Genomic DNA, 19,301 nt, shown 5'->3' on the forward strand with positions numbered 1-19,301 from the left:
GGCTTCCAATGGAAATCAGTCTGTTGCAGGCAGTTGCATTAGGCGTGCTGGCCTTTATTGCCGGGCTGGATATGTTTAACGGTTTAACCCATATGCATCGCCCGGTGGTGCTGGGGCCGCTGGTTGGTCTGGTGCTTGGCGATCTACATACCGGCATTCTTACCGGCGGTACGCTGGAACTGGTCTGGATGGGGCTGGCGCCGCTGGCCGGGGCGCAGCCGCCGAACGTTATCATCGGTACCATCGTCGGCACCACCTTTGCGATTACCGGCGGCGTCAAGCCGGAAGTCGCCGTCGGCGTAGCGGTGCCTTTTGCCGTTGCGGTGCAAATGGGTATCACCTTCCTGTTTTCGGTGATGTCCGGCGTAATGTCACGCTGCGATCGCATGGCGGAGAATGCCGACAGCAAAGGCATTGAGCGCGTGAATTATCTGGCGCTGCTGGCGCTCGGTATCTTCTATTTCCTCTGCGCTTTTCTGCCGGTCTACTTTGGGGCTGAACATGCCCGCAGCGCGATTGATTTACTGCCCAACCGCTTGATTGACGGTCTCGGCGTTGCTGGCGGCATTATGCCCGCCGTAGGCTTCGCGGTGCTGCTGAAAATCATGATGAAAAATGCCTACATTCCCTATTTTATTATCGGCTTTGTCGCTGCCGCCTGGCTGAAGCTGCCGGTGCTGGCTATCGCCGCCGCCGCGCTGGCGATGGCGCTTATCGATCTGTTACGTAAAGCTCCGGAGCCTGAGGCCACCGGGACTCAGCATGAGGAATTCGAAGATGGCATCTAATCAAACCGCCCTGGCGGACGCTGCGGCTGACGGTAAGACGCTGCTAAAGGACGTCAATGAAAATACCTATGACGATCAAACTATTGGGGCAGAGCTGACCCGCAAGGATATTAACCGTTTTGCTCTGCGTTCACTGCTGCTGCAGGCCTCTTTTAACTACGAACGTATGCAGGCTTCCGGCTGGCTTTACGGCCTGCTGCCGGCGTTGAAAAAGATCCACAGCAATCCGCGCGATCTGGCACGCGCCATGAAGGGCCATATGGGCTTTTTTAATACCCACCCCTTTCTGGTGACCTTTGTGATGGGCATCGTGCTGGCGATGGAGCGTTCCAAGCAGGATGTGAACAGCATTCAAAACACTAAAATTGCCGTAGGGTCGCCGCTGGGCGGCATTGGCGACGCGATGTTCTGGCTGACGCTGCTGCCAATTTGCGGCGGCATCGGCGCCAGCCTGGCTCTGCAAGGCTCGGTACTTGGCGCGGTGATTTTCCTGCTGATGTTTAACGTTGTGCATTTTGGGCTGCGCTTTGGTTTAGCGCACTATGCCTACCGGATGGGGGTAGCGGCGATCCCGTTAATTAAAGCCAACACCAGAAAGGTCAGCCATGCCGCTTCGGTCGTCGGCATCACGGTCATTGGCGCGCTGGTAGCGACCTATGTGCGCCTGGCTACCACGCTGGATATTAAAGCCGGCGATGCTGTGGTGAAGTTGCAAACCGACGTCATCGATAAACTGATGCCCGCATTCCTGCCGCTGGTATACACCATGACGATGTTTTGGTTGGTGCGGCGCGGCTGGAGTCCACTGCGGCTAATCGCCGTTACCATCGCGTTAGGCGTAGTCGGCAAGTTCGCCCATTTTCTTTAATTAAGGAGGCCGAATGTTAGGCATTATTCTTTGCGGTCACGGCGGCTTTGCGAGCGGCATGGAAAAGGCCATGCTGCAGATCCTCGGCGAGCAGTCACAGTTCATCGCGATCGATTTTCCTGAAACCTCAACGACCGCGCTGCTGACCTCACAGATGGCAGACGCCGTATCACGGCTGGACCAGCAGCAGGATATTGTTTTTCTCACCGATCTGCTGGGCGGGACGCCGTTTCGCGTTGCCTCAACGCTGGCGTTGCAAAAGGCCGGTCGGGAGGTGATCGCCGGCACCAATCTGCAACTGCTGCTGGAGATGGCGCTGGAGCGCGAAGGCTTGAGCAGCGAGGTCTTTCGCTTGCAGGCGCTGGAGTGTGGTCATCGCGGCCTTACCAGCCTTGCTGATGAAATGGGGCGCAGCCGTAAATCAACGAGGGTGGAAGAGGGGATATAACCCCCCTGCCGTTGCTGTCAGCCTTTACCCGGCCTTGCTGGCCGGGCTGCGCGCATCCGCATCTGTCGCCGCTTCCCGGCGCAGGATAGCCATGCCTGCCGCCCGGCTAATTCACCAGGTCCAGTCCTTTCATTACCTATCGTATTTGCCGCTGCTGTGGCCTGGCGCTGTGAGCTGTCGTCAAGCCGTAGCGGGAAATAGTAAAATGACATTGGTTTATTTTCTTAAATAAATCAAATTGTTAATGTGGCACGCCGTAGAAAAGGTGCATTTTCGTTTTATTTCTTTTAGTTTTTTGTTTTCCTTTCGATTTGTTTCGTGTAAATTTTATTTAATCGCATTAAACATGAAGTGAAATGAAACGAAAGAAAGGCTGACATCACGCCAGCGTCTTATGTTGATTTCGCCCAACTAAGGACTGAATTATGCCTGGAGCTAACGCTGTATCCGTTACCGGAACCTGGACTGAAGAAGAGATCCGCCAGCAGCCTGCCAGCTGGCTGACTACCCTGACTAACATTGATAATCGTCGTCAGCAGCTGGACGCGTTTCTGACGCCTCTGCTGGCGAAAGATAATCTGCGCATCGTGCTGACCGGGGCCGGCACCTCCGCTTTTATTGGCGATATGATCGCCCCGTGGCTGGCACGATGCAGTGCAAAAAACTTTAGTGCGGTTGCCACCACCGACCTGGTCACCAATCCGCTGGACTATTTACAGGTCGCACAGCCGCTTTTACTGGTTTCGTTTGCGCGTTCCGGTAACAGCCCGGAAAGTGTGGCCGCGGTGGCGCTGGCTAATCAGCTGGTTACGGAATGCTATCACCTGGTGATTACCTGTAATGAAGCCGGCAGCCTGTACACCAATGCGCAACGCTGCGGCAATACTTTTGCGCTGCTGATGCCGCCGGAAACCCACGATCGCGGCTTTGCCATGACCAGCAGCATTAGCACCATGATGCTCAGCTGCCTGGCGGTTTTCGCCGGCGAGGCCTTTAACCGTCGCACCTTTAGCGCGGTGGCTGACAGCTGTCAGACCCTGTTACAGGGACTTGACGATTTCAGGCAGGGCGTCTTTGGCGAGCTGCCGTGGAAGCGCGTGGTTTATCTTGGCAGCGGCGGCTTGCAGGCCGTAGCGCGTGAGTCGGCCCTGAAGGTTCTGGAGCTTACCGCCGGTAAACTCGCCGCCTTTTACGACTCCCCAACCGGTTTTCGTCACGGGCCGAAGTCGCTGGTAAATAACGAAACGCTGGTGGTGGTATTCATCTCCAGCGACCCCTATACGCGACGTTACGATTTAGATTTGCTGGCTGAATTACGCCGCGATGATCTGGCAATGCGCGTGCTGGCAATCTCCGCGCAAAGCGACGAGGTCATCGTGGCCGGGCCACATATCTTATTGCCTCAGGCTCAGGAATTTAACGATCCTCAACTGGCGTTCTGCTTCCTGCTATATGCCCAGATATTCGCCTTAGCTGAATCTCTGAAAGCCGGTATCACGCCGGACAGCCCCTCGGCAAACGGTACGGTAAACCGCGTGGTGCAAGGCGTAGTTATTCACCCATGGCAGGCGTAAGGGAGATTAAAAAATGGGAATCATTTCAACGAAGTATCTGCTGCAGAGCGCACAGGCTGGCGGCTATGCGATTCCGGCGTTCAACATCCACAATGCCGAAACCATTCAGGCTATTCTGGAAGTGTGCTCGGAAATGAGATCACCGGTGATCCTGGCGGGTACGCCCGGCACCTTTAAGCATATCGGCTTTACCGAGATCTACGCCCTGTGCAGCGCCTTTGCCACGCGTTATAACATGCCGCTGGCGCTCCATCTCGATCACCATGAATCCCTCGACGATATCCGTCGCAAAGTTAATGCCGGGGTGCGCAGCGCGATGATAGACGGCAGCAGCCTGAAATTTAGCGATAACGTCAGTCTGGTCAAATCGGTGGTGGATTTTTGCCACGCGAACGATTGCAGCGTGGAGGCCGAACTGGGTCGGCTTGGCGGGCTGGAAGATGATATGCATGTCGATGAAGAAAGCGCGTTTTTAACCGACACCGAGGAAGCGCGCCGCTTTGTGGAACTCACCGGCGTCGACAGCCTGGCAGTGGCTATCGGCACCGCGCACGGCTTGTACACCAAACGGCCAAAAATTGATTTTCAGCGCCTGGAGGAGATCCGCCAGGTCGTCGACGTGCCATTGGTGCTGCACGGCGCCAGCGACGTGCCGGATGATGATGTACGGCGCACCATCGCGCTGGGCGTCTGTAAGGTCAACGTCGCTACCGAGCTGAAAATCGCCTTCGCGGAGGCGGTAAAAACCTGGTTTGCCGACAATCCGCAGGGCAACGATCCCCGCTACTACCTGCGTGCGGGCATGGACGCGATGAAAGACGTGGTGCGCAGCAAAGTCATCGTCTGCGGCGCTGAAGGCAAAGCTATTTAAGGCGCCATTTTCGTAAAACAGGGCGGGGCTGATAACCGATAGCCGTATGGGGTTATCAGCCCTGCTCTGTTCTGTCTGGCACTGCCCCTCCTTTTACGACGCCATCAGGCGCTTACTGGATTAAACCAGGCCGGAAATCTGCCGCCATTATGGCTATTCGCCGCGAATAAAATATGTGTGACCCATGTCCTTTTTTTCTACAATTTAACTTTCTGTGGAACCGGTTCCAGCATAGGCTGAACAAAATTAAAACAATCCTGGACCAGGTACTTACCATGCGTGAAGCAGATGTAGCCAGTGAAATACTTGATGCTGTTGGCGGAACAGAAAACATCGTTTTACTTGAGCACTGTGCAACGCGGCTGCGGCTGATGCTGGCGGACAGGGCGCTGGTCGATGAAGCAACGATTGAGACTATCGACGGGGTGAAAGGGCAGTTTTACTCAGCCGGTCAGTACCAGATCGTACTCGGCACCGGCCTGGTCAATAAGGTTTTTCAGGCGATGCAGGAGCGCTTCGGCCAGCAGGTTGAGGCTGAATGGCAGAAAAAAGAGCGTCTGCAGCGCATGACCTTGCTACAGAAGCTTTCCAGAACGCTGGGCGATGTTTTTGTGCCAATTATTCCCGTGCTGGTGGCAACCGGCCTGTTTATGGGGCTACGAGGCTTACTGCTGAGTCTTGGGCAGACTTTTCCTGCGGACTGGATGGAGTTCACCAAAGTCCTGACGGATACGGCATTTGCTTTTTTACCGGTGCTTATCGCTTACTCGGTGGTAAAACGCTTTGGCGGCTCGCCGGTGATTGGCATCGTCATCGGCCTGATGCTGGTTTCGCCGGTTTTACCCAATGCCTATCAGGTGGCGGCCGGCAGCGCGCAGCCGCTCTATTTTCATCTTTTAGGGTTAAATATCCCGGTGCTGGGCTATCAGGGATCGGTTCTGCCGGCGCTGTGCCTGAGCATTATCGCCGCGAAGCTGGAAATCCGCCTGCACCGCATTATTCCTGACGTGCTGGATCTTATCGTCACGCCTTTTCTCACGCTGCTTATCAGCCTGCTGGTGGGACTGTTTATCATCGGCCCGCTGATGCACTACGTTGAAGTCTTCGTGGTGGACAGTGCCAACACCCTGCTGACGCTGCCCTATGGCATTGACGGGCTGGTAATCGGCGGCTTGGATCAGGCGGTGGTCATCACCGGCTTGCACCATACCTTTAAAGCGCTTGAGGTGGAATTACTGGCTAAGACCGGTTCAAACGCCTTCAATGCGCTGGTTTCGATGGCGATAACCAGCCAGGGCGCGGCGGCGCTGGCGGTCTCGTTCAAGACCCGCGATAAAAAGAAACGCGCGCTTTATTTTTCGTCCGTGGTCCCTGCATTCCTTGGTATTACCGAACCGGCTATTTTTGGCATCAATCTGCGCTTAGTTAAACCCTTTATTTTTGGCTGTATCGGCGGCGCTATCGGCGGCATGGTCGCTTCGATCCTGCATCTGCAGGGAACCGGCATGTCGATTACCTCGGTGCCGGGCGCGCTGCTGTATATGAACGGTCAGCTGATTAATTACCTGCTCGCCTCGCTGACCGGCTTTGCCGTGGCATTCATTATGACGCTGCTGTTTTTTAAGTCGGAAGAATAGACCGAAGCCAGAGCAGGCAGGCGGGCTTTGCCAGCGCTCCTGTCGCCGGCGCCTGACAACTGAATACTCCTATAATCGATATCCAGGATCTTTATGAAGCTTTACAACAATCTGGAGACAGCGCAGCCCTGGCCGCCGGCCAACGTGGAAACGACGTTAGATAAGCCGCTGGCGGTGGCTTACCTGGATAACCCGCCGCCGGTGGTGAATATCACCCTCGGCAGACAGCTGTTTGTTGATGATTTTCTTATTGAAAGCAGTACGCTGACGCGCGAGTTTCATCAGCCGAAGCTGTTGCCGCAGCCAGTGTTCGAACCGCAAACGCCGCTGGAAATGAACGATGGCTTCTGCACCTGCGCCTGCCCGTTCAATGACGGGCTGTTTTACGACGACCACGATAATAAATTTAAAATGTGGTACCACGCCGGCTGGTTCGACGGCATTGGCTATGCGGAAAGCGATGACGGTATCCACTGGAAAAGGCTGCATGAAATCTATCCTGACCGCCAGGATGAACGGGTTTTGCCGGCGGTGAAAGGGCGGCTCAGAGACGGCTCGGCGCTATGGCTCGACTACGCGGCGTCCGACCCTGACGAGCGCTACAAGATGATGGTGTTTTTTCGCCAGTTCGATCAGGAGATTAAATATTACCATCGCAAGCCGAAACACGCCCATGACAACCCGGACTCGGTTGCGCCGGATGAAAAGATCCTGCTCTACAAGTCGCCCGATGGCATTAACTGGACGGAGGTTGGTGAGGCCGGAAAAAGCGGCGATAACACCACGTTTTTCTATAATCCGTTTACCAAAAAATGGGTGTTTAGCCTGCGTACCTTTTCAGCACTGGATTCAAGAATCCGCACCCGGGGCTATTTCGAAACGCCCGAATTCTTTACCGGCAGTAACTGGAAAGCGCAGGACATTAAGTTCTGGTCGCGAACCGATATTTTCGACTTCCCCGACCCGCAGCTGGGCTATTACACTCAGATTTATAATCTGGACGCCACGCCCTATGAAAGCCTGATGTTGGGAATGTTCAGCGTATTTATGGGGCCGCCAAATAATATTTGCGAGCTGACCAAAATGCCGAAAATAAACGATCTGAAAATTGCCTTCAGTCGTGATGGTTTTCACTGGCATCGTCCGGTACACAGCAATTTTATTTCGTCCTCGCGCGAAAAGGGCGCTTTTGATTACGGCTACGCCCATTCGCCGAACGGTATCTGCCTGGTGGTTGGCGACGAAATCTATTTCTATGTCTCGTTCTTTTCCGGCCAGTCACCCAATTTCGGCAGCCATAAATACTCTGGCGGTAACCTCGGACTGGCAAAAATGCGGCGTGACGGCTTTTGCTCGCTGAGCGCAAAACAGCAGGACGGCTTTGTGCTCACCAAAGCGCTGGAGTACGAGGGCGATTACCTGTTTGTTAACTGCGATGCCGCGGCGGGAGAGCTCAGCGCTGAACTTATTGACGATAACGGCAACCCCTGGCCTGGCTATGAGCGGCAATCCTGCATTCCTGTCCAGGTTGACGCCACCAAAATGCAGATCCGCTGGAAGGCGCATAACACCATCAGGCAGGCGCCAAATCTACGCATTCGCTTCTGGCTGAATAACGCCCGTCTGTATGCTTTCTGGATTGCCGATGATGAAAACGGCCGCAGCCGTGGTTATATGGCGGCGGGAGGTCCGGGATTTAAGGATGGCAGGGATATATAAGACAATAAACCTGAATGAAAAAATGTAACTGTATGAATTTATTCTATTTGAGCTTATATCGGCCTTAGTGGTTACATTTTGTAATTTCTATATTTTTCTTGACATAATCTTAATTTTATTCAAAAAATGCCTGCTCACATGAATTTGGTCATCATCAGGTAATTAAATTAACTATCCTTAATTAATTTTATTTATAACGATGAATTCGTTTTTGGCTTAACTGACGTCAGTCAATTTTGGCACTGAATTAATATATTGAAGTCGATATACGTAGCAGATGTGAACGTCGTAATCTAAGTGGTTATTTTGACTTAATTAGGTCGCGACAGGCCGGATAAATAACTTCACAGGAGAGGTTACCGCGCTGCATGGTCTGATAAATGATAACGTACGTAAATAGCATGGATGCGCTATGGAAAAACAAACGGATACACAGAACAGTGAATCGCACAAAACCTCTTATGAGCGGGACTCCGGGCTGATTTGTTTGGCAATGTTGGCACGATTTCATAATATATTCGTTTCTGTTGAACAGCTTTCTCATGAGTTTGCCAGCGCTGATAGTGCTGTCGGTTTGCCTGAGTTATTGCTGGCGGCCCGAAAGTCAGGATTAAAAGCGCGGACGGTTTCCACGACATCAGAGCGGCTTGAAAGCACGCCATTACCTGCCATTGCTTGCAACCAGGACGGTACCTTTTTTATTCTTGCTCGTGTCGAAAATAACCGGCTTCTGATCCAGGAACCACATTCAGCGCGCGCCGAAATTATTAATTTTGATACGCTTGAACAGCGTTGGACCGGGCAGTTGGTTCTAATACGATCGGCTAAGTCATTCTCAGGTTCCGCTGCTGGTTTTGACTTTACCTGGTTTATTCCCTCCATCGTTAAATATCGAAAGTTATTAGGAGAGGTGCTACTGGGATCGTTTTTCTTGCAGCTGTTTGCTCTGCTAACTCCGCTATTTTTTCAAGTTGTGATGGATAAGGTGTTAGTTCACCACGGGTTGACAACGCTGGACGTAATAGCCTCCGGACTGTTAGGCATTATGCTGTTTGAATCAGCTCTGAGTGGATTACGTAGTTATGTCTTTTCTCACACTACCAGCCGGATTGATGTAGAGCTGGGGGCCGGGCTATTTCGACACTTGATTAATCTGCCATTGGCTTATTTTCGGGCCAGGCGCGTTGGTGATTCTGTCGCGCGCGTTCGCGAGCTTGAGAATATTCGCAGTTTTCTTACTGGTAACACCATTACCCTGATAATGGATGTACTCTTCTCCGTGGTGTTTATCCTGGTGATGTTCTGCTATAGCGGCTGGTTGACTTTAATCGTCATCTTGTCGCTGCCTCTGTATATTTTGCTTTCGATGTTGGTGACCCCCCTATTGCGTAAGCGTCTTCAGGATAACTTTAACCGCGGTGCTGAAAACCAGGCGTTTCTTGTCGAAACGGTAAATGGCATCGATACCCTAAAAGCAATGGCGGTTGAGCCACAATTTGTACGCAAATGGGACAACCAGATGGCGGAGTATGTCGCTGCGGGATTCAAAACGCAGACCCTTTCTACTTTGGCGAATGAAAGCGTTTCACTGATCGGCAAGCTGGTTACCGTTGCCACGCTATGGCTGGGGGCTCGTCTGGTGATTGACGGGCAGCTTTCTGTCGGTGAACTGATAGCATTTAATATGTTGGCCGGTCGCGTTAGCGGTCCGGTAATGCGACTTGCGCAGCTGTGGACCAGCTTTCAGCAAACCGGCATCTCAATGCAGCGGTTAGGCGATATTCTTAATCATCCTGTTGAATTATCTCAGACAGCACGTAGCAGCCTGCCGCCCCTGCGCGGGAAAATAGATTTTGAACAGATATATTTTCGTTATCGAACCGATGGCAGTGAAGTATTGCGTGACGTCAGCCTGACAATTGGCGCGGGTGAAATTGTTGGCATCGTCGGGCGTTCTGGCTCAGGTAAAAGTACGCTGACGCGTTTACTTCAACGTCTTTATGTTCCTGAACGGGGAAAAGTCATGGTCGATGGATTCGACCTGGCGCTGACCGATGTCTCATCTCTGCGTCGGCAGATTGGCGTGGTATTACAGGATAATATGCTGTTCAACCGCACTGTCCGTGAAAATATTGCCTTGAGTGATGCTGGCGCGCCGCTTGAATTAGTTATGCACGCTGCACGCATGGCTGGCGCACACGAATTTATCCAGGAATTGCCCGAAGGTTATGACACCCTTGTCGGAGAACACGGCGCTTCACTTTCAGGCGGGCAGCGGCAACGGCTGGCTATCGCCCGGGCGCTATTGGGTAACCCGAGGATTTTAATTTTTGATGAAGCAACCAGTGCGCTGGACTACGAGTCTGAACGACTGGTTCAGCAGAATATGCGGCAAATTTGTCAGGGACGAACGGTGATTATCATTGCGCATCGACTATCAGCGGTGCGCAATGCTCATCGTATTTTGGTGATGGACCGTGGGCAGGTTGTTGAGCAGGGCAGCCATCAGGAATTACTTGGGCGCGATGATGGCCTCTATTCCCGTCTGTACCGCATGCAGCAAGGCTGAGATTTTTCATTTGCCCGGATCGGCGGGGGATGTCACTGCATAACGGATAGACTGAGACTGTATCAAGGATGATTATTTTATATGAGCGCAACTTCTTCGCTATTACAGCGTTACCGCGTTGTTTTGTTTCAGGCATGGCGTCAACGTAAGGGTATGGATACACCGCCGCGTCTGCCACATGAGCTACAGTTTTTACCTTCGGCATTAGAATTACAGGAAACGCCGGTTCATCCTGCTCCCCGAGTTTTTATCTGGGGCATTATGGGGTTTGCCTTACTGGCGCTGCTCTGGGCGTGCATTGGTCAGATTGAAATCGTGGCTGTCGCATCAGGTAAGATCGTGCCTGACGGCAAAACTAAGCTGATTCAATCCAGTGAAACCGCAGTAGTCAAAGCCATTCACGTTAACGACGGGCAGGCCGTTAACGTGGGCGATCTGCTGGTTGAACTTGATGCCACGGCGGCGAATGCCGACATTAACCAAATCCGCAGCGAGCTGCTGGCGGCGCGTATCGATATTGCTCGCGGATCCGCCATGCTGGAGGCGATTAATCAGCAGCGGCCGCCTGCAGCATTAATTCCCAGGCTTGATGGTGCCAGCCAAGCGCAAATACTTAGCGCTCAGCGCTGGCTCGACGGGCAATATCAGGAATACCGAAGCAGCCTGGAACTTATCGATGCTGAAATACTGCAGCGCAATGCTGAAATTCAGTCCGCAGAAGCACAGGTCGCCAGCCTGCAGCAAACGCTGCCGATTGCCGTCAGGTTGGCAGAAGACTACCGACGTTTGCTGAAAAAAAACTATATATCACACCATGAATATCTGGAAAAAGAACAGCGCCGTCTGGAGCTTCAGCGCCAGCTAAGCGTGCAACAGGCCAGCGTTTTGCAATATGCCGCCGCCCGGGAAGAGGCCCGCCGCCGCCGCTTGGTGGCAGTGGCGCAGAACCGTCGTTCGATGCTCGACCTGCTACAGGAGGCAAATCAAAAAGCCGATATTAGCCAGCAAAAGCTGGAAAAGGCCCTCTATCAGCAAACGCTTACCCGTCTCATAGCGCCGGTAGCAGGTACGGTGCAACAGCTGGCTATTCATACCGTCGGTGGCGTGGTAACACCAGCACAAGCGTTAATGGTTATCGTTCCTGCCGGTCAACCAGTCGAGGTTGAGGCGATGCTGGAGAATAAGGATGTGGGATTCGTCCACGTCGGACAACCGGTCACAGTAAAAGTGGAAACCTTCACTTTTACCCGTTACGGCACTATTGATGGCGAAGTACTCAGCGTGTCGAACGATGCCATTGAGGATGAAAAACGAGGGCTCATCTACAGCTGTCGTATTCGCCTGAAATCCGACTCTCTGCAAATTAATGGCCGGCGCGTGGCGCTCTCTCCCGGAATGCGGGTGACGGCTGAAGTCAAAACTGACCAGCGGCGGGTGATCGATTACTTCTTGAGCCCACTCCAGCAGTCGTTAAATGAGAGCCTGCGCGAACGATGAAACGCTCGAAATCACTCTGTGAGGCGGTTTATCGGAAGTGAGAATTTGGTAAGAGGATGGGTATTTTTTTACTCCAACCCGAAAATCTGATAACGGGCTGTTACTAAGGAGAAACAAGGATGAAAAGGAATGACTGCGTTACCTGTACCACCGCTCCGCCGGGCGCTGAATATACTGGCCCGACGGTGAGAATATGCTCCGGCACCGAAGTTTTCCCGACAGAGGAGGTCTCGTCATGAAAGCGCTTTATCTGACGGCGCTGGCTGGCGTCCGCCGGCTGCTGCTTCCGCTGTTGCTGTGCTGCGGCCTGGCGGCCTGCGATGATCACGTCAATATCTCGGTGCCCGTCGACGTGACGCAGGCGGGTCAAAGCGTCAGCGTTGATTTTGATGTCATCGCCAGCGGCGGCTACCAGTTCTGTCTGCTGTTTTATACCGGTGAAGAGCTGGAAGAAATGAACCGGCGCTTTGAATTATACGGGAGGATTTATAAACCGGGCGTTGCCACGCCGGTGGCGCTGCGGCTGATAAAAGACGGGCGGATATTTATGGACAAGCAATTTAACGCAGTGGGCAGCCAGGGAACGATGTCGGCGCACTATAACGGCGTAAATATAAACTCAGCAATACGCAATATTATTTCGCCGTGGCTGCCTGCGGGGCACTATTCGGCGCGCCTGACGGTTCTGGAAGCCCGGCCGCAGTTTGCCGGCATTGAGACATATTTTCACGTCAGTAATTACGACCCGAAAATCTGACAAAGGGTAGGTACTAAGGAGAAACAAGGATGAAAAGGAATTACAGCGTTACCTATAAAGTCGCTTCAATGGGAAGCAGATATATTTATCAGGAAGATAAAGCAAAGCATAAAGCCGGCGATGAGCATGCCTCCAGCGGCGGCCATATGTGGTATGTTCTCAGCGATGGGCATCAGCAGCAAAGCTACGGCTTTGAGTCCAGATACGGCGAAATGCGCGGCGATGGTAATGTCACCACCTTTGATGATGCAGCCTATCAGCAGACCGCCGCTGAATTCACCATCAGGCTGACCGAGGAGCAGTACAACAGGCTAAGCAAATTCTCTGAACACCCGGAAATAGCCGGCTTCGATGCCACACGCTATCGTCTGCTGACCAATAGCTGCGTGGACTTTGCGTTTAAATCGCTGGAGGTCATTGGCTACAATCGCAGTGATTATCAGGGGCGACTGGTGCCGGCCAGTAATATCCAGCTGTTACACAATATGCTCAAATATCAGGGCGCGCAGATTATTCGCGATAATCTGACGCGTCACGGTGAATATTATGAAGAGGATGGGCTGCCCGCCTGTCTGTGGCTCTCCCCTGAGGAGCGTCTTTCACCGCCGAATGATAAAAGCAGCCTGATTCATATTGATATCGACCCTTCGCCGCAGCCGCAACGTCATATTCAGGATGAAGACCAGGCCCGGCAGGATGTCGCCAATGGCTATATCCAGAACTCAGCCACCCACAAAATAGTGGCCTCCGGCGATATCCTCAATAAAACCGATTTCGTGGCCAGTCAGATGGCAAGCCTTGCCACCGGTGGCGTGCGTCCGGGGGAAATGCAGCTTGATCCCAACGTGAAGCCCGCCAGCTACCTGGCGGATTACTATCTGACGCCGGATGCTGTGAATCACGATTACAGCCTCCACAATCCTGATTTCAGCCTGCAAAACGCGGCCACCCTCAACGGTCTGTCAGCGATGAGCACCTTTAATACCTATGTCGATCCGCTGCTGCTGGATCTGGACGGTGAGGGGGTGCATATGACGGATATCCGTAACGGCGTACTGTTTGACACCGACCACAGCGGCACCCTGAAGCGCAGCGGCTGGGCGGATCGCCGGACTGGCATGCTGGTGATTGATGACGGCAGCGGGCAGGTAAAAGACATCAGCCGGATGTTTTCTGAATACTACGGCGGTAAGGCCGGCGTCAATGGCATGGCTGGCGAGGCAAAATACCGCAATGTTTTCGCGGCGCTGGCCAGCGAAGATGCTAACCGGGACGGGGTTATCGATCGCGATGACCCGATCTGGAACAAGCTGCGGGTATGGGTCGACAGTTCCCATGACGGGCAGGTTAACGCCGGAGAACTGAAAACCCTTGCTGGCCTGGGGATCGACCAGATTAGCCTGCACTTCAGTGACACCGACGACATACGCGAGGGTAATCGGGTAGTGGCCAGCGGCACTTTCACCATCAACGGGAAAACCCAGCAGGCGCTGGCGGTGGAGTTTCTTGGCGACCCGGTGAGTAACCTGCTGAACGCAGAGGGCAAAGGGACGCGGGTGGTTTCAACCATAGATGGCACCACCACCACCGCCTACGCCAGCCAGAGCGATAGCGGAGAAACGCTGAACGCAGGCATTCTGGGCGTCAACAATCTGTATGGCGGCAGCGGCGATGATACCTTAATCGCCGCTGACAGCGGCAGCTGGCTGGTTGGCGGGGCGGGAAGCAACACCTATATTGGCGGCAGCGGCGATGACGTTTTTGTTATCAGCGCTTCTGATGATGCCGGTAATATTCACGGTAACGGCGGGCACGATACGGCAATCATCGTCGGTAATCGTGGCGTTGAGCTGAACATGGCCGCTGCCGGTTTGACCCTTGCTGAAGGGGGAAGCGGTGATGATATTATTCGCAGTGGCGGCCAGAAGGGGGTCTTTATTAAAGGCGGTGCCGGTAATTCCTTATTGGTTGGCGGCATGGGTAACGACGTATTGGTCGGCGGCAGCGGTCACAACACCATTGTCGGCGGCAGCGGTAACGCGGTCATCTACGCCGGACCACAAGGCGATACCATTTATGCTTCAGAACGCGGCAGCGTGATACACGCCGGCGGTGGCGACGACAAGATCTTTGGCGGCTATGGCGATGATGTTATTGAAGTTGGACATGGCAACGCAATCATTGACGGTGATGGCGGCATTAATCTGGTCACCCTGCACGGCAATCACGGTGAATACTCCATTACCCGGACTGACAGTGGATACCAGATAGCGGATAAGATCGCCGGGCGAGACGGCACCGTTACGCTGAAAAATATTCAGAAGCTGAATTTCGCCGATATCTCGGCGGTTGACCTGCAAACCTCCGCCGCGATGCCGGTATCAGACGTGCTGACCAGGGATAAATCGGGGAACGCTTTCGACCGCAACCGGAGTCATCTGATCGCCGCTGAGAGCCTGCTGGCTAACGATCAGCGTCTGAATAGTCAGGGCGATTTGCATATCGCTGGCGTTGGCGATGCTACCGGCGGAGAGGTGAGCCTTACGGCTCAGGGCGATGTCTTGTTCACGCCGGATGCACAATATACCGGTCTGTTGAGCTTTAAATACGGTGTGGCAGACGCCGTCGGAAATATTTCAGCGTCGGTGATGGACCTGAACAGCGGGCAGACCGCGCCAATGCGTGCAGGCGTCACGCTGTTAACCCCCGAAGTGCCTCTTGACCCGCTGGCGGCGAATCAATGGTATTTAAGCGATGCTAACATCCTGCCGGTATGGAAAGACTTTACCGGTAAAGGCGTGCGAATCGGCCAGTTCGAGCCGGGCGGCCAGTTTGCCACCGCCCCTGAAATCTTCGATATTGCCCATCCCGATCTGGCTGCCAGTGTTGATAAAACCTGGTTGCAGGCCGAACGGGAAAACGGCACTTTGCCGGAGCTGGTCTCCAACCACGCCACGATGGTCGCCGGCGTTATGGTAGCAGCGAAAAATAACAGCGGCAGCGTCGGTGTGGCCTATGATGCCTCGCTGGGGGGCTATTACCTTGCCAATGATGGCGCTGATCTTGCCGGGCTGGGGCATATGGTAAATTTCGACATTGCCAATAACAGCTGGGGATTTACCGAGGATTTTGCGCTTAGTAACTTTCCTGACGGCAGCGTGGATACTGCCGCTTCGCTCGGTCTGAATGCGCAGTATGCGGCGGCTAACGGTCGCGGTGGATTAGGAACCGTGATCGTCGCTGCTGGTGGGAACGCGCGGGCAACCGGTGGCAACGCGCAAGGCTCGCTGACCAGCAACAACCGTTTTTCTGTGCAGGTGGGCGCCATTAACGCCCGGGGCGATTTATCGACGTTACAAATAGGTTCGGCGCCGTTTTCTAATCCCGGGGCCAGCCTGCTGGTCTCCGCGCCGGGTAGCAATGTCGTCTCAACCAGCCATATGCTGGAAACCGACCGTGGGTCGACCTTTGGCAATGATTATTCCACTATGCAGGGGACCAGTTTTGCCGCACCCATCGTTTCCGGCATTGTCGCGCTGATGCTGGAAGCTAATCCCAATCTGGGGTATCGCGACGTGCAGCAGATTCTGGCGCTTTCGGCGCACAAGATTAACGATCCCGGCACGGGCTGGCAGGATAACGGCGGCCGCAACTGGAATGGCGGCGGAATGCATACCAGCAATGATTATGGCTTTGGTGAAGTCGACGCCCGCGCCGCCGTTCGGCTGTCTGAGGCCTGGATGACGCAAAGCACGGCCGATAATGAATACGTCTACAGCGCTTCCGGCGGTCTGTCGGGCAAAAAACTGACGGCGGGCGAAACGCTATCTTCTTCTGTGTTGATGAACGCCGGGCTGAACGTTGAGCATCTTGAAATTGATTTTGATGCCGACGTTGGCTGCCTGGGCGATCTAACCCTTAAACTAATTTCTCCGCAGGGTACGGAGAGTTTATTACTGAACCGGCAGGGTAAAATTCCTGATGGATCGCCGGGAGCGGATGCCAGCGACATGGGCAGCAGCCGTTCAGGAAGCTTTAAATATAGCTTTATGTCAACACACGATTTTGGTGAAAGTTCCGCAGGTAACTGGACGCTGGAACTGAGCGATGCGGCATCGGGCCAGCCGGTGACTTTAAATGGCTGGGCGTTGCGTTTGTATGGCAGTAAAAGTTCGCCGGATGATACTTACTTTTATACCGATGAATACATTGAGGCGGTGGTAGCACAGGCCGGACGTATGGAACTGGATGATGCGGTCAATGGCACGGCGGGCGGGCGAAACACCCTGAATGCCGCTGCGGTGTCGCATGCAACTTCGGTCAATTTACTGAGTGGCGAAGCAACGATTGGCGGCGCGGCGTTAACCATTAAGCACCCGGGCGATATTCAAAATATTATCACCGGAGACGGCGATGATACCCTTATCGCCGGCAGCGAGGATGCATTACTGGACGGCGGCCGGGGCAGCAACAGGCTGACAGGCGGGACGGGGAAAGACTTTTTTATCGTCCATCGGCGTGAAGCCGGCAGCGATGTAATCAGCAACTTTGAGGCCGCTCGTGGGGAAGTTATCGATCTGATTGGTTTTGCCGGAAAAAACTTTGACGATCTTCTGCTGACTCAGCAAGGTCATGATGTAAATGTTGGGTTAGGCAACGGACAAAGCATCACCCTGAAAAACCAGCATGCTGACGGTCTCAGCGCCGATAATTTCCTATTTCAGCAATCGCTGACCGCGCCGATAAGCTATACCAGCAGCGACGCAGAAGCGTTGCGTCCACAGGAAGGATTGGGAACGGTTATTCTTAACGGCGGTGGCAAAGGCGTCATGCTCAGCAGTAACGCGCAGGGACAGCTGACATTCGATTTGAATGGCACCGTCTATCGCCACGATCGGGCACCTTCCGATATTTTTGTGGTGTCGGCCCAGCCCGGCACCAGCAATTATAAAAATGCGCTGCGAGGTTTCCGCCACGGGGTTGATAAGATCGACTTGCGTCAGACGGGGATCACCGATTTTAACCAGTTAAAAATTGAGCAAACCAATCGTGGAACTATCAACGGGCTGTCACAGATTCATGGCTTGGATGTCATACTGAAAAACACCGACGGTGACGGACCAGAAGTGAATTTGCTTTATCTGGATACGCTGGAAATATCGCAAATAGCAGCAACAGATTTTCTCTTTGCGCAACCTTCTCCGGATAAGGTTGCACCCGTTCCGTCGGTAAGTATGCAGGATGACATTAATCCATCCGTTGAACCCGCCGGATGGGAGCCTCAGCCGGTTAACGTCGATCCTTTCGAACGTCACCCTCTGCCTGATATTGACAGTGATATTTTTGACATCGAACCAGTCAAATTTGACCCCATCAAAGTTGAACCGGTCAGGATTCCACATATTGATTTTTCACATCCTATCCCCGAGTGGCGACCGTTAACACCAGATACATCGGAGAAAAAACCAGGCGAAACCATACCGACCCAGCGTGATGATGCCGGAGCGCTGACACTGGATCGTTCATTTGCCAGTACCGATCTCGGTGAAGGGGACAATACTGTTATTGTTTCTGCATTTAGCAATAAAGTAGTGGCGGGCAATGGGAATAACAATATCACCGTCACGGGTAGCTTTTCCGATATTACACTGGGGAATGGAAATAATCAGCTTGATGGTGATTTTAATAAACTGACGGTAGGGGATGGAGATAATTTAGTTCATAATACTGGCTATTCCAGAGAAATTGTTTTTGGAAATGGTGATAATAATATTACCGATAGTCAGTCATCAAAGATAACTGTTGGCGATGGTAATAATGTCATACACTCTGAAGGCTCTTCGACCACAATAACGGGTGGTGATGGTAACAACGCTATCACCGCCAGTGGTACATTTGCGAAAATAAATTCAGGACATGGCGATAACATTATTAGAAGTTCCGGATCGATGGCAAAAATATGTTTGGGAAATGGTGATAATGATATTATCGACAGCGGAACTATGTCGGAGGTCACTACCGGGAATGGTAACAATATCATCACCAGCAGCGGAGACATGTCCACAGTGAGCGTCGGCGATGGTGATAATGATATTACCATCAGCGGCAGCATGTCGGATTTGATGGTTGGTCATGGTGTTAACGATGTCGAGTTCAATGGCGATATGGGAACACTGTATTTCGGTTCAGATATCCGTCCCGATAGCCTGTGGTTCCAACAGCAAGGACCAGATCTGCAAATTTCTGTGACTGGCAGCGGGCAGCAGGTCAATCTGCATAACTGGTATGCCAGTGAACATGAACGACCCAGTCGAATCGTTTCCGGGGATAACAACACGTTATTTGACAGTGATGTCGAAAGGCTTGTGCAGGCTATGGCTTCCTTTGCTGCACCAGCCTCTGCTCATAGTACGTTTTTTGATGCTGCGCGACAAAATCCTGAACCGGTACTAGCTGCTAACTGGCATTAACTGACGGAGGCCCGTGATGGAACATCACGGGTTTTATTCATCAGCCCCAGCGTATATTTTGTATTGTGTTAAATGACTATATAAGCAGCCCGACAGGTTTTAT

The 19,301-nt window shown here is 53.1% G+C and carries 11 protein-coding genes; all 11 read left to right on the top strand.

Annotated elements, in window-relative coordinates; all coding sequences use genetic code 11:
- The first annotated feature begins 8 nt into the window (after window positions 1–8).
- The 11 genes from agaW (at window position 9) to BTJ39_RS00795 (ending at window position 19,198) form a co-directional block, all read left to right on the top strand.
- Window positions 9–788 carry a PTS N-acetylgalactosamine transporter subunit IIC gene (agaW, locus tag BTJ39_RS00745; RefSeq protein WP_078000752.1) on the top strand — a complete coding sequence of 260 codons (780 nt, stop codon included), beginning with the start codon at window positions 9–11 and terminating at the stop codon, window positions 786–788.
- Window positions 778–1,656 carry a PTS N-acetylgalactosamine transporter subunit IID gene (gene agaE, locus BTJ39_RS00750; RefSeq protein ID WP_078000753.1) on the top strand — a complete coding sequence of 293 codons (879 nt, stop codon included), beginning with the start codon at window positions 778–780 and terminating at the stop codon, window positions 1,654–1,656. The genes agaW and agaE overlap by 11 nt, the downstream gene beginning before the upstream one ends.
- Before the next feature lie 13 nt (window positions 1,657–1,669).
- A complete protein-coding gene (gene agaF, locus BTJ39_RS00755; protein ID WP_078000754.1) occupies window positions 1,670–2,104 on the top strand; it encodes a PTS galactosamine/N-acetylgalactosamine transporter subunit IIA in 435 nt (144 codons plus the stop codon).
- Between the two features lie 425 nt (window positions 2,105–2,529).
- Complete coding sequence (locus BTJ39_RS00760; protein WP_078000755.1) at window positions 2,530–3,678, top strand: SIS domain-containing protein; 1,149 nt, start codon at window positions 2,530–2,532, stop codon at window positions 3,676–3,678.
- Between the two features lie 13 nt (window positions 3,679–3,691).
- Window positions 3,692–4,549, top strand: a complete 858-nt coding sequence (gene kbaY / locus BTJ39_RS00765; protein WP_078000756.1) for a tagatose-bisphosphate aldolase subunit KbaY — start codon at window positions 3,692–3,694, stop codon at window positions 4,547–4,549.
- Window positions 4,550–4,824: 275 nt separating this feature from the next.
- Window positions 4,825–6,186, top strand: coding sequence for a PTS transporter subunit EIIC (locus BTJ39_RS00770; RefSeq protein ID WP_078000757.1), 1,362 nt, complete (start codon window positions 4,825–4,827; stop codon window positions 6,184–6,186).
- A gap of 93 nt (window positions 6,187–6,279) precedes the next feature.
- A complete protein-coding gene (locus tag BTJ39_RS00775) occupies window positions 6,280–7,905 on the top strand; it encodes a glycoside hydrolase family protein (protein WP_078000758.1) in 1,626 nt (541 codons plus the stop codon).
- A 412-nt stretch (window positions 7,906–8,317) separates the two neighbouring features.
- Entirely contained in the window at window positions 8,318–10,474 is a 2,157-nt protein-coding gene (locus BTJ39_RS00780) for a type I secretion system permease/ATPase (protein ID WP_078000759.1), read from the top strand.
- Window positions 10,475–10,555: 81 nt separating this feature from the next.
- Window positions 10,556–11,971: an HlyD family type I secretion periplasmic adaptor subunit gene (locus BTJ39_RS00785; RefSeq protein WP_078000760.1), complete on the top strand. Its 1,416-nt coding sequence runs from the start codon at window positions 10,556–10,558 to the stop codon at window positions 11,969–11,971.
- Between the two features lie 235 nt (window positions 11,972–12,206).
- Window positions 12,207–12,728 carry a DUF5625 family protein gene (locus BTJ39_RS00790; protein ID WP_078000761.1) on the top strand — a complete coding sequence of 174 codons (522 nt, stop codon included), beginning with the start codon at window positions 12,207–12,209 and terminating at the stop codon, window positions 12,726–12,728.
- A 29-nt stretch (window positions 12,729–12,757) separates the two neighbouring features.
- Entirely contained in the window at window positions 12,758–19,198 is a 6,441-nt protein-coding gene (locus tag BTJ39_RS00795; protein WP_078000762.1) for a S8 family serine peptidase, read from the top strand.
- Window positions 19,199–19,301 lie beyond the last annotated feature (103 nt).

The sequence above is a fragment of the Izhakiella australiensis genome (genome assembly GCF_002006995.1).
GTDB classification, from domain to species: domain Bacteria; phylum Pseudomonadota; class Gammaproteobacteria; order Enterobacterales; family Enterobacteriaceae; genus Izhakiella; species Izhakiella australiensis.